9 protein-coding genes, 1 tRNA gene and 1 pseudogene are annotated in these 13,768 nt (G+C 39.9%); all 11 read right to left on the reverse strand.

Annotated elements, in window-relative coordinates:
• Nucleotides 1–12: 12 nt before the first annotated feature.
• Nucleotides 13–2,532 carry a heavy metal translocating P-type ATPase gene (locus ACN0TV_RS15695; protein WP_417364087.1) on the reverse strand — a complete coding sequence of 840 codons (2,520 nt, stop codon included), beginning with the start codon at nt 2,530–2,532 and terminating at the stop codon, nt 13–15.
• A gap of 280 nt (nt 2,533–2,812) precedes the next feature.
• Entirely contained in the window at nt 2,813–3,268 is a 456-nt protein-coding gene (locus ACN0TV_RS15700) for a heme-binding domain-containing protein (protein ID WP_417364089.1), read from the reverse strand.
• The gene (locus ACN0TV_RS15705) at nt 3,269–3,859 is read right to left on the reverse strand and encodes a DUF3347 domain-containing protein (RefSeq protein WP_417364091.1); all 591 of its coding nucleotides are present in this window, start codon (nt 3,857–3,859) and stop codon (nt 3,269–3,271) included.
• Nucleotides 3,860–3,883: 24 nt separating this feature from the next.
• Nucleotides 3,884–6,313, reverse strand: a complete 2,430-nt coding sequence (locus ACN0TV_RS15710; protein ID WP_417364093.1) for a multicopper oxidase domain-containing protein — start codon at nt 6,311–6,313, stop codon at nt 3,884–3,886.
• Between the two features lie 74 nt (nt 6,314–6,387).
• Entirely contained in the window at nt 6,388–6,954 is a 567-nt protein-coding gene (locus ACN0TV_RS15715) for a helix-turn-helix domain-containing protein (protein ID WP_417364095.1), read from the reverse strand.
• Between the two features lie 2 nt (nt 6,955–6,956).
• Complete coding sequence (locus ACN0TV_RS15720) at nt 6,957–8,174, reverse strand: TolC family protein (protein ID WP_417364097.1); 1,218 nt, start codon at nt 8,172–8,174, stop codon at nt 6,957–6,959.
• Nucleotides 8,171–11,956 carry an efflux RND transporter permease subunit gene (locus tag ACN0TV_RS15725; protein WP_417364099.1) on the reverse strand — a complete coding sequence of 1,262 codons (3,786 nt, stop codon included), beginning with the start codon at nt 11,954–11,956 and terminating at the stop codon, nt 8,171–8,173. Before ACN0TV_RS15725 ends, ACN0TV_RS15720 begins: the two co-directional genes overlap by 4 nt.
• A 113-nt stretch (nt 11,957–12,069) precedes the next feature.
• Nucleotides 12,070–12,489, reverse strand: a complete 420-nt coding sequence (locus tag ACN0TV_RS15730; RefSeq protein WP_417364101.1) for an HYC_CC_PP family protein — start codon at nt 12,487–12,489, stop codon at nt 12,070–12,072.
• 279 nt (nt 12,490–12,768) lie between these two features.
• Nucleotides 12,769–12,850, reverse strand: a tRNA-Leu gene (locus tag ACN0TV_RS15735).
• A gap of 179 nt (nt 12,851–13,029) precedes the next feature.
• Nucleotides 13,030–13,524 carry a hypothetical protein gene (locus ACN0TV_RS15740; protein ID WP_417364103.1) on the reverse strand — a complete coding sequence of 165 codons (495 nt, stop codon included), beginning with the start codon at nt 13,522–13,524 and terminating at the stop codon, nt 13,030–13,032.
• A pseudogene (locus ACN0TV_RS15745) lies at nt 13,524–13,768 on the reverse strand (aspartyl/asparaginyl beta-hydroxylase domain-containing protein); the annotation flags it as partial. The pseudogene ACN0TV_RS15745 and the gene ACN0TV_RS15740, both read right to left, overlap by 1 nt.

Below are 13,768 nucleotides of genomic sequence, written 5' to 3' on the forward strand. Positions count from 1 at the left end.
ATATAGGATGGTTTAGTTAATTGATTTTGTTCTGAGTCTAAGTGCGTTTGCTATTACAGAAACTGAACTAAAACTCATTGCCAAAGCTGCAATCATAGGCGATAATAGAATTCCGAAAAATGGGAATAATACACCTGCCGCAATCGGTACACCCAGCGTGTTGTATATCATAGCAAAAAATAGATTTTGCTTGATGTTCCGCATTACTTTGTGGCTAAGGTTTCGTGCTTTTACGATACCGTGCAAATCGCCTTTTACCAAGGTTATCATCGCGCTTTCTATTGCGACATCCGTTCCTGTACCCATTGCGATACCCACATCACTTTTTGCGAGTGCTGGTGCGTCATTGATACCATCACCCGCCATTGCGACCACTTTACCCTGTTCCTGTAATTTTTTGACTTCTTCTAACTTGTTTTCCGGTAACATTCCCGCTTTGAAGTCGGCGAGATTGAGTTCGCTGGCTACTGCTTGGGCGGTGTCGTGATTATCTCCGGTAAGCATTCTCACTTCAATGCCTTTGTCCTGTAATTCTTTGATTGCCTTGGCGCTCGTTTCTTTTATTTTATCGCCAATGACCACATAGCCTGAAACTTCGCCATCAATGGATAGGTAGGAAACCGTTTTCCCCTGTTTCTGAAAGGATTGTGCTTCATCTTTCATTGCAGATGAAATTGTTGACTTAGCATATTCCATCATTTTATCGTTTCCTAAATCGAGCTTCTTGCCATCAACTGTTCCTTCTACGCCTTTTCCGGTTACTGCGCTAAAGTTTTCGGTTTTTGATATTTCGACCTTCTGCTCCTTTCCATATTTCACGGTGGCTTCGGCAAGGGGATGCTCGCTGGAACTGTTTAGGGATGCGATAAAATGCAGAATTTCGCTTTCGCGAAAGCGAGATTCATTAAACGACCCAATTTTCTCAACCGTTGGTTTCCCTTCCGTAATGGTTCCTGTTTTATCAACGATAAGGGTGTCCACTTTGTCCATTTTCTCTAAGGCTTCGGCATTCTTAATTAGGACACCATTTTGGGCACCTTTACCAACACCTACCATAACGGACATCGGCGTTGCCAATCCTAACGCACACGGACAGGCAATAATCAATACGGCAATGGCATTTACCAACGCATAGACATAAGCTGGTTCTGGTCCCCAAATCGCCCAGACAATGAAAGTGATGACCGCAATGATAACCACGACAGGCACAAAATAGCCTGAAACGGTATCTGCCAATTTCTGAATAGGGGCGCGACTGCGACTGGCATCGTTGACCATATGTATGATTTGGGAAAGCAAGGTTTCGCTACCCACTTTTTCGGCTTCCATCAAAAAAGATTGATTACCGTTAATGGTACCGCTACTTACTTTATCATCAATAGTTTTATTAACTGGGATAGGCTCTCCCGAAATCATTGATTCATCTACGGTAGTTTCGCCTTCGGTAATTTTGCCATCCACAGGAATTTTATCTCCTGGCTTTACTCTTAGGATATCACCTTTTTCAATTTGGTCTATGGAAACTTCTTCTTCGTTTCCATCCACTACGCGTACTGCTTTGTTAGGTGCAAGTTTTAATAATTCTTTGACTGCTGAATTGGTTTTACTATGCGCACGCGCTTCCAAAACCTGACCCATCAAAACCAATGTGAGAATTACGGTAGCGGCTTCAAAATACACGTGAACCGCACCAGATTCTGTTTTAAACTGTTCTGGAAAAAAGTCTGGAAAAAGCATCCCAAAAACACTAAATAGCCAGGCCACGCCTGCACCTATACCGATTAAGGTGAACATATTGAGATTCCACGTTTTGATACTTTGGTAGGCACGTTCAAAGAACATCCAAGTGGCATAAAACACTACTGGAATGGAAAGCCCAAACTGAATCCAGTTCCACCATTTCTGTTCCATTACATCGTATAGCGGATTGTTTGGAATCATCTCGCTCATAGCGATTAGGAAAATAGGAAGCGTAAAGGCTACTGCTATCCAGAATTTCTTAATCAACTTATTATAGGTTTTCTCTTCCGCAGATAAATCAGGTTCCATCGGCACTAAATCCATACCGCAAATGGGACAAGCTCCAGGTTCTTCTTTTACAATTTCTGGGTGCATTGGGCACGTCCATTGCTCTGAAGTCGTTGCTGACAAATTTTGTTCTTCTACCAGATCCATTCCGCAGACTGGACAATCGCCTGGCTTGTCGTAGGTTTTATCGCCTTCGCAGTGCATTGGGCAATAGAAAGAGCCTGTTCCTTTGCCCTTAGGTTTATCTTTATTTGCTTTCGCGGAAGCGTTATTATTTTGATGTTGATCTTCTCCAAATTTATGAATTGAATACGTACCACTATCTTTTTTTAGGGCATCTTGAAATGTCTCGATGGGAATATGAGATTCCATTTCGATAGATGCTTCTGCCTTTTCTAAATTTACCGAAACATTAGTAACACCTTCCACTTTAGAAAGTGTTTGCTCTACGTGATTACGACAACCGTTGCAGGTCATTCCTTGTATGTGATAGATGTGTTTCATAGTATATTATTTTAATTGCAATAAAAGCGCACCTAATAAGATGATGAGAAGGACTCCATATAAAATGTAGTTCAACCATCTACTAAGAGCGTTTGATGAATTATTATTTCCTGTTTTACAGTATTGTTTCATAATGTTTCTTTTGCCTAAAAAGAGAAAGGGTTTACTAAACCAACCAATGAAAAAAGCGTCCCTTTCTCTTATCAGGACTTTAATTTGTGCCTGAAAAGGAAAAATTTCATAATCAATGTTAAAAAAACATCTTTTCCTAATCAGGGCTTTAGTTTAAACTATCCTTCAATTTTATGATGAAATCTATGACGACCTTTTTATCGTTTTCTGATAGTATAGCATCCTTGTGAATAAGCGTATAACTATCCAAGGGCATTTCGCCGTTTTCTATCTGCTTAATTATAGAGCGCAGTTTACTGTTCTTTCTTCTGTCTGAATAGTTGTGCCATTCATTGAAATTAAATTCTGCCTTTCCTTCTTTTATGTGGTCTTCCAGAAACCAAGCTGCTGGCTGAATTTTGCTGTACCAAGGATAGGCTGTGTTATTGCTATGGCAATCATAGCAGGACTGCATTAATTGATTCTGAATTTTAGTTGGCACTTTATTTACCAACATAAAATCAGTTTCAGGTGTCGTATAGCTTTCATTTTTATCCGTTGGAAAAAACTGAATGACCACAAGAGCACCTAAAGCTATCCACGCTATGATTTTAACAACCTTCATTTAGTTTATTTCTCGTTGTACTTTGCCACACTTCAACATTGAGCTCCCATAGTATGGATTTCTTACCTCTTCTTTAGTGCTCAACCAAGCGGTACCTCCATCATACATAGGACAAAATTGCTCGTAAAGCTTCATTTCTGTTCCGGTAATGGCTACCATATCAGTCACATCTTTACTCAATATTTTGAAATGCTCGCGTTGATGCTTGATGTCGCTTTCGCCAATATGCTCTGCGTGTTCTGTGGCATCTTCGATGATGTCTTTTAATTCATTTTGTTCATTATCGGAATAGTTGGATACATCAAAAGCTTTTAGTGATTTCGCTAATGTGTTACCAAGCTCCTTCGCTTTGCCATTATCATCGTTTACAAGCGCATCTTTTAAGTTGAAATAATCATTCAGGATTGCTTCTGCTTTTGAATCTTGGTTGTCACTCATCGCCATATCGTCCTTGTCATCCATAGATTCTTGGTGCATCTCATTGCTCATAGGCTCTGCGGGGTCGTTTTTGTTTCCGTCTTTGCAGGAAACTGTTAAAATCATTGTGGCAGCAAGTGCAATTGTGCTCATTGTTCTTTTTACTGTTTTCATTTTCTTTGTTTTAAATTATTATTTTTAGAATCGGGCTAATAAGCCGCCACCCCAGCCATATCGGTTATTGTAATTTGCCTGTAACGAAAAATTTCGGGATAGGATATATGAAGCTCCCACCAGCCATTGGGTTTCCCCCTGATAAGATGTGTCTCCTATATCGTTCACCCATCCAAAGTCTGCCCTATATTCATATTCGCCTTCCAGAAAAATTCTTGGAAAAATCAAGATTTCCCTGTCCAGACGAATTCTTGGGCGCAGTTGATGGTCCAAACTCACATCTACATTAAATCTATATGGCGTAAAATACTTTACACCGACCAATCCTACGGTATTGAAGGTATCATAAGAATCGGGTGTGGAAGTTTCTGTATTTACCCCTACATATAGGCGCACCCAATCATTCAGGTATCTGTTATAGTTTACTTCTGCTTCAAGATTTTTGTCATAATCAAACTCTGCCCTTAAACCAAATCCATTTCTGATATTGCTTGACATCAAAAAGAGTTCGTTAAAATTTGAGCCTGCACGAAACAATCCCCAAGAATAGTAATGGTCTGTTTCATCAACGAGTTTTTGAGCGGGAAAATCCTTCATCCTTACATCTCTTGGGGTATCATAACTAAATACTCTTGCCATACCACCCATCATATGATATAGGACGTGACAGTGAAAAATCCAGTCTCCATATTCTTCGTTGTAGAACTCTATGACTACTTTTTGCATAGGTGGCACATTAACGGTATGCTTCAATGGTGAACGTTCACCATTTTCATTGATTACCCTAAAATAATGCCCGTGAAGGTGCATTGGGTGATGCATCATTGTTAGGTTGTTAAGCGTAATACGGGTCACCTCGCCACCCTTGATTTTAATATTATCGGTCTCTGAAAGTGGTACGCCATTCATACTCCAGACATAACGCTGCATATTTCCGGTAAGGTTCAACAGAATATCGTTTACGGGTAAATCAGCCTTGTAGGTGGTGTTTTCTTTCGCTTTTAAGAAATCATAGTTAAAATAGGTTTTACGTGTGCTGTAATCAAAGGATGCGGTATCCTTCTGTATCATAGGCATATGGTGACCCATATGGCCATCCATCTTATGCGACGGTTGGGTGGATTTCATTGACATTGTATCTTTTTTCATTCCTGCCATAGCGTCCATCTTTTTGTCCGTCTCCATATGCATATGGTTTTTATTCATATCCATAGGTTTTTGGTCTTCCATTTTCATTTTATCATCCATTTGACCGTTATTCATTAACATCTTATCGTGTATTCCCATTTGCATCTGCCCATCCTTCATATTCATCTTCATTCCGTACTTCTGCATCAAATATTCGGGTGTGTTCTTCTTTTTGTTTCCAGCCATTGCAGGTGCACCCATTTTCATATCCATTTTGGCCATTTGCTTCATCATTGCGACTTTGTCTGGTCTCTCCATTCTTTTGGCTGGATATAGCGTTCCCTGACCCAATCGTAAGGAAGTACTTCCAGAGCCATCCTGTGTTGTGGCGGTAACTTCTAAAGTGCCATCGGGAATGGTTACGATAACATCATAGGTTTCGGCTATACCAAATAGAAATCGGCTTTTAGATACGGGTTCCACATCGATACCATCTCCTGCAACAATCATAGGGTTTCCACCACCAAAGTCCATCCAATAATAAGTGGAAGCGGATGCATTAATAAAGCGAAGTCGTACTTTTTCACCTGGTTTGAATTCTGGATATTCTGCCAATGATTTTCCATTGGTCAGAAATGCGGGATAATAGATATCTGCAATGTCAGCTCCTCCCATACGGTCTCTCCAAAATTTAAGCTGGGCACCAAAAGCACCTTCTGAAATAACTCTACTCAATGGTACTGCCGTACCTTTTTTTACCTGATACCACTCGTTACCTCTTTTAAGGTTTCGCAAGATATTCATAGGGTCTTCGTTGGTCCAATCTGACAGCATCACGACCAAATCCTTGTCATATTCTAAAGTTTTTTCTTTTGGGTGAATGATAATAGACCCATAAACACCGCTTTGCTCCTGTAACATTGTATGGGAATGGTACCAATAGGTCCCCGATTGGTTGATTGGAATTCTGTATTGAAATGTGGTACCGGGCTTTATTGGCGGTGTTGTTAAATACGGTACGCCATCATAAAAGTTGGGAAGTATCAACCCGTGCCAGTGTACTGAGGTTTCTTCATCCATTTTATTGGTTACATTAATGATGGCAAGGTCGCCTTCGTTAAATTCCAAAACCGGTCCAGGAATACTACCATTGATAGTCATTCCTTTAGCGGTTACACCTGCGAGTGTCATTTCATTTTCTTCAATGGTAAGGTTGTACTCTTTAACAGGTCTTCCTCCTTCTTTTCTGTCTTGTCCGTTAGTTCCCACTTGGGCAAATACTGTTGAAGAAAATAGCAGTAGTGTAATAATTCTTAGCATTTTCATAGTTTTCTTAATGTTTTTGTTTAACAAAAATATTATTGATATTCAGTTTGTTGTTTTATAATTCTGGTTCATATCTATATAATCTTGTCTAAAGGATTTCTAAAATTTTTATGCCCATCCTTATAATCGCTAAGGCTCATCCCGGTTTCACTTTTAAATTGTTTACTTAGATGATTGACATTGCTGTAATCGAGCAATTGGCTTATTTCTGTGAAATTATAATCGGGTGTTTGAATGAGTTCCTTGACCTTTTCTATCTTCAGTTTGATAAAATATTTTTCAATAGTGATGCCCTCGGTAAGGGAAAACACCTTGCTGATTTTTGAATAGTCCTTTTGTAATTTATCCGCAAGAAAATCTGATAACTTCCCATCAATTTCAAGCGGCATTACATTCAATAACTTTATCAATTCAATTTTTACTTTCTCGGTTAATTTATCCTCGGTAGAAGTGATGAGGGCAAATCCATTTCTGTCTAAAATTTCGATTAGTGTGTTCAATTGTTCTTTTTCATCGATATCCAATCGAAGTCTTCCCAACTCAATATCCAACAGACTAATGTGAGCCTTAAACAGTTCATCTTTCAAGACTTTGATGCAACGGTCGCACACCATATTTTTTATGTAAAAATCTTTTACCATTGCTATTGAATTAAATAATTGATTATAGATTGTTGCACGTAATACATCTGAACCGATTCTATCTGATTCATCTGAAATTTTAATTGCAGTTCTTGTATATCAAGCACATCGTTAAAATCTATGGTTCCCGTTTCATAATTCTTGATAAGAATTTGCTCGGCATCTTTCGCTTGTTTCAAATTCTTAGCTTGGGTATTAAATTTGATTCGGGCTTGGTTGCGTTGGCATATCGCTTTCGCGAAAGCGGATTCCAACACATTTAATCGTTGCTCTTTTTGGGTTTCAATTTCCTGTAGGCGTAGCTCATTTTGCCTTGAAATGGACTTGTACCTATTATTGAAAATGGGAATGGAAACCGAAACCATAGGCATCAACACATCTTTACCGTTGTCGCTAAAGTTGACATCGCTACGTTCTGTAACTGGCAGGTAGTCTACACCAAAACCAATCATAGGTAGGCTCTCACGCTGATTGAGTAGTTCTGATTGTGCTATGGATTCGTAGAGCTTATCGTATTTGAGCAGTTCAGGATTAAGCGATAGTTCATCCGTGCCGTATATAGCGTCACTATCTGGGATTTCCATTGCTGTTACTAAATCAACCGTCCTATTTGCATCCCGATTTAGAAGATTATTGAAGGTTGTTTGTTCTGCGCCAAATTCCTCTTCCAATACTTCTTTTTGCTGCTGCAATTCATTTTGACGAATCTGCAACCGCAATACATCTACCGCAGATGCCTTGCCTACTTCTACTGAGGTAAGGGCAAGTCGCTCATAGGTTTTTAATAGTTGGATGTTCTCGTCAAGTACCTCTTGCTTTGCTCTTGTTTCATACAATCTATAATAGGATTGCGCTACTGAAAGCGCTAATTTTCGTTTGGCTATGGTGATTTCCACATATTCAGCTTCGGCCATTGAAGTCGCATAATTTTCACGTGCGGTAACGGTTCCAAACCAAGGCAACATCTGTTTTACGCCTATCCGTGCTCGTTGTGCGCCCACTCTTGTTTCTGGCTCACTTACAAAATAGCCTGTGCTTACTTCCGTATTGGGTAACCAGTTTGCTTCATTGACTTTTTCTTCGGCAATATTGTAACGCAATTCAAAAGCCTGAATTTCTGGGTTATTAGCTTCAGCTTCTTCAATGTAGCTTTGTAGTTGTTGCGCTTTCGCGAAAGCCGAAACAAACAAAAGACAGATTATGATTTTTATATTTTTCATTTGTTTGCTCTTTTAAGTTGGTATTCTTTTTTCCAGCTATATAAAACTGGTAAAAGGAAATAGGATGTGACGTCGATAATCATTCCGCCAAAAATGGGGATGGCCATCGGTATCATAATGTCGCTTCCTTTTCCTGTAGATGTGAGTACTGGCAACAATGCCAAAACTGTGGTCACGGTGGTCATCAAGCAAGGACGTATTCTTTTTCCTGCGGCTTCTAATGTGGCGAGACGTATGCCTTTTTTACTGTCTGGCTCGTTGCTTTTGAAAGATTGGTCTAAATAAGTTGCCATTACAACACCATCATCTGTCGCAATTCCAAACAAGGCAATAAAACCGACCCAAACGGCCACACTTAAGTTGATGGTTTTCATATTGAACAAATCCCGTAGGTTTTCGCCAAAAAAGCTAAAATTGAAAAACCAATCCTGCCCATAAAGCCAAATCATTATAAAGCCACCTGCAAAGGCTATAGCGATGGCAGTAAAAACCATAAGGGACGTAGAAACCGACCTGAATTGGAAATACAAAATCAAGAAAATGACCAGCAAACAAAGTGGCACAACTACCGATAACGTTTTTTCTGCCCTAAGTTGATTTTCGTACGTTCCCGTAAATCGGTAACTGATTCCTTGTGGCACGACCAAATCGCCATTATCGATTTTCTGTTGAATGAGCGCTTGGGCATTTTCCACCACATCGACTTCGGCAAAGCCATCGAGCTTATCAAACAGCACGTAGCCAATCAAGAAGGTGTCTTCACTTTTAATGACCTGTGGACCTTGCTCGTAACGAATATCCACCAGTTCGCCCAAAGGAACTGGACTTCCAGTTGACACCGGTACATAGATGCTTTTTAAGTCTTCTGGATTTGCACGCAGCTCACGTGGATAGCGTACACGCACACCATAGCGCTCACGGCCTTCTACTGTTTGGGTAAGTGGCATACCGCCCACAGCTACTTGAAGTACTTCCTGAACACCCATAATAGAGATTCCGTAGCGTGCCAGCTGGTCTCGTTTAATATCAATCAGCAAATAAGGTTTACCCACAATTCGGTCTGCAAAAACGGCTTGTTCTTTTACACCTTCGGCTTGCTTTAAAATATCTTCCAATTGCAGTCCAAAGTTTTCTATAGTTTTTAAATCTGGTCCTTTTACCTTGATACCCATAGGTGCTCGCATACCTGTTTGCAGCATTACGAGTCGCGTCTCGATGGGCTGCAACTTGGGCGCAGAAGTCACGCCTGGAAACTTGGTCACTTTTACGATTTCATTCCAAATGTCATCAGGACTACTGATTTCTGGTCGCCAGTTTCGATAATATTCGCCGTCATTATCTTCAATCAAATTGTTGCGTGTTGCACTTGTTTTGAGTTGTGATTCTTCATAGTTTGCATAATCATCGATTTCATTATTGGGGTTAATAATGAACTTGTCATTTTTCAGCACAAATAGACCATCATCGTTCACACGGTAGCGTTGTCTCTCGCCATTCTCATTTCGCATATATTCAGACTTATACTGAATGACATTTTCATACATCGAGAGCGGCGCAGGGTCGAGGGCAGATTCTGTCCTTCCTGCTTTTCCCACTACAGTTTCAATTTCAGGGATGCTTGCCACGGCCATATCCAGCTGTTGCAGTACACGCTTGTTTTCTTCGACACCTGCGTGCGGTAAGGATGTCGGCATTAAGAGGAATGAGCCTTCATTAAGTGCGGGCATAAATTCCTTCCCAGTGTTTCGCATTATGACCACACCTAAAATCAGCACCGTGGTTGGTATTAGTAGAAACAGGTATCGGTTTTGAAGTGCCCAGCGCAAAATGCTATCATAATATCTTCGGAAAACTGTAAACACACCAAGCAGTCCAAAGCAGATAATCGCTACAAAAATCAAATTCATTAGAATACTGCGGTCAAAACCAAGTGGTCGCCAGTATTCGGCTAACAGCACGACGATAGCAACACAGGAAATGATGATATTTACTACATTTTGATTGATGTTGAGCCCGTAGCCAGCAATGGTATGGTTGTATTCCTTTTTCGTTTTAAGCAAAAAGAATAAACCGCTACATCCAAAAGCTATCAAAATCAACCCAAGCCAGTAACCAAATACAAGTGCAGTGATACCGAGTGCGATTAAAAGACCATTCAAAAGCAATTTAGATTGCTGGCGAATGTTTGTTTTTCTGAAAAAGAACGCGGCAAATGGCGGTATTAAAAACAGCGCGATTACAAGCGATGCAGAAAGTGCCATTGTTTTTGTAAAAGCTAATGGTCTGAAGAGTTTCCCTTCGGCACCTATCATCGTAAACACAGGTAGGAAACTGATAATCGTTGTGAGCACAGCAGTCAAGATTGCACCGGAAACTTCCGAAGTTGCATTGTAAATAATTTCGTTTGTAGTGTATTCTATTCCGCTTTCGCGAAAGCGTAATTTTTCATCTTCCAGATGCCTAATCATATTTTCGGCAAGTATAACGCCCACGTCCACCATCGTACCGATAGCAATGGCAATTCCTGATAAGGCAACAATGTTGGCATCTACATTAAAGAGCTTCATTGTTATAAAAACCATTAAAACGGCAACAGGCAACAGGCCAGAGATTAGAATGGATGCACGCAGATTGAACACCATTACGATGATGACCAAAATGGTTATCAGGATTTCAAGTGTAAGGGCTTCATTGAGCGTGTGAAGTGTTTCCTGAATAAGCTGAGTACGGTCGTAAAAGGGAACAATAGTCACTTGTGAAGTACGACCATCTACCAAGGTTTTTGTGGGTAGTCCGGATGATAATTCGGCTATTTGATCTTTAACATTATTGATGACTTCCAATGGGTTAGCACCGTAACGAGCTACCACGACACCGCCTACAACTTCGGCACCTTCTTTATCCAAAATACCACGTCGCGTTTGTGGTCCAAGATGAACATTTGCAATGTCTTTGATTCGAATAGACGTGAAATTTTCAGAAGCGACCACCGCATTTTCAATGTCTGCGACTGATTTCACATACCCCAAGCCACGAACCAGGTATTCGGCTTGATTGATTTCCAAGGTCTGTGCACCGATGTCTTGATTGCTTTCCTTAACCGCTTTTACGATATCGGTCAAGCCGATGTTGTACTGCCGCATTTTTTCAGGGTCAACATCCACTTGATATTCTTGGACGTACCCACCAATTGAGGCCACTTCGGAAACACCGCTTGCCGAAGACAAGCCGTATTTCACATAATAATCCTGTATGCTACGTAATTCCTGTAAATCCCAACCGCCGGTTACGTTGCCATTTTTATCTCGACCTTCCAGCGTGTACCAAAATATCTGCCCTAATCCCGTAGCGTCTGGACCCAATGCAGGGTTTACACCATCTGGTAATAAATTAGCAGGAAGTGAATTGAGTTTTTCGAGAATACGGCTGCGCGACCAGTAGAATTCTACATCTTCTTCAAAAATGATATAGATACTGGAAAAACCGAACATTGAAGAACTTCGGATGGTCTTGACACCTGGAATTCCCAACAATGAAGTTGTGAGTGGATAGGTAATCTGGTCTTCGATATCCTGCGGTGAACGCCCTTGCCATTTGGTGAAAACAATTTGCTGGTTTTCGCCGATGTCTGGAATGGCATCCACGGCCACAGGATCAGTTGGTAAAATACCTGTTTCCCAATTGAAGGGTGCGTTAACTACTCCCCAACCTATAAACAGCGTTAGTATGAGTACCGCAACAAGTTTATTCTCTATAAGAAATTTAATCGCTTTATTAAGCATACGATTTGATTATTAGATAATTGAATTTGTGTAAAGTAGAAAATACCGTACACGAGATTTAGCCCACTATCCCGTACGTTCGGGATTGGGCTTTGTTTCAAAAGTCTAATAAATCAAATTAAAAAAGTCTGGTGCAGCACTTGCACATCCCGTTTGACAAAGGGGGGCGGGTAATCGAAGAAAGGAACATTTTCAGATTCAGTTCCTTCAAAAATACTTAAATAAGAATATGTAAATGAGGCAACAAAGACTTGCTGCTCTAAGGTAAGTTGGTCAAATGAAACTTTTAAATCGTCCTTTCCTTCTTTAACGATTTGCTTATCAGTACAACACGTTTTTTCTGAAAGGGTCGGATTTTCGCAACTGGTTGTGGATTGAGTTTTTTCCATCCCACAAGTATTCACTTTCTGAACGAATGAAAAATCTACCAAAGAATCTCCACAATAATGCATATCAATAGTAAATGACATCGTAGTCATAAGAACTACAGCTGCCATAAAAATTGCCATTGATTTGTGAATAAATTGCTTCATTTAAGTGCAAAATTACAAAAATTTAACAATTATTATTAAGATTAACATTTATTTGTTTTGCTAATAGTGGTTCCAAAAAAACTATTTTTCTTTATTAGAAGCTATAAATTCTATGAAAATTAGAATTAAAAAATGTTCTTTATATTCATTTGGTACCGTATAGTAGCATTATGAATTAGAGACTGGAAAACTGTGAAATGTTGTACCTATGTTGTACCCAAACAAAAAAACCTCTCAAAATTGAGAGGTTTTATGACTGCAATCTTGCAGTTGAAAAAGTGCGGATGACAGGAATCGAACCTGCACACCTCGCGGCATCAGATCCTAAGTCTGACGTGTCTACCAGTTCCACCACATCCGCTTTTTCAATATTTTAAGAACTTTTATTAGGTTAAATCCTAAGTCTAGCGTGTCTACCAATTCCACCACGCCTGCATAAAAATCCTTTACAACACTTAGGACATATTGTAAAAGGAGTGCAAATATAAATAATACTTCTAAATGATCGCCAACTTATTTTGAAAATTTTTTGAAGGTTTTTTATTCGCGCAGCCAAGCTTTCATTTTGGGGAAGGCATCCTTACCTTCCACGCCGGTTAGCCCCATCCATTGTAATAGCGGCAAACCTATATAATTTTTACACTCAAACTGTTCCCGAAGCCAGATTGCTTCCCCTTTATAACCGTCTTCGTGAAAAACAATTTCGGGAGCCAAACCTATTTTCTTCGCAGCGGCATAAGACCATAACAAAACCGCCATTTCATCACCAGTCTTTTCTGCATTGTTTTCAATTACGTTATCGTTTAAACCATTTCGCTCTTCTGATTTTGTTACCGCAATATGTCCCGCTTCGTGCAATAAATCTCCAGGATATTTCAGTTTTTGCAAATCAATTTGCAGGGTGCCGTTTTTGATTTGAAGACCGGGCAAAAAGGTTTCTGTTTCAATTTCGGTAAAATTATATTGAATGGATATTTCATCAAAAAACTGAAAAATCCGTTCCAAAATCGAGTCGCGTTCTTTCCCCTGTTCCATTAAAGCTCCTTTTGTAATTGCTGTATCATTTCTCTGGAGATTTCGGTATCCATCAATTTCAATTGTTCAATCATTTGCAGTTTTGTTTCGCGGGAATATTCAGGTTGGACGTTTTCAGCTTCAAAATTATAGCCACTTTCCGCAAATAATTTATCAGACCAATCATTGCGCAAACAGTCCATCACCAAGTGGATTCTATCAGTTTTTCCTTCGTTGCGAACGCTGTGCGGTAAGTTGAAATTGC

The organism is Galbibacter sp. (genome assembly GCF_048266365.1).
GTDB lineage: Bacteria > Bacteroidota > Bacteroidia > Flavobacteriales > Flavobacteriaceae > Galbibacter.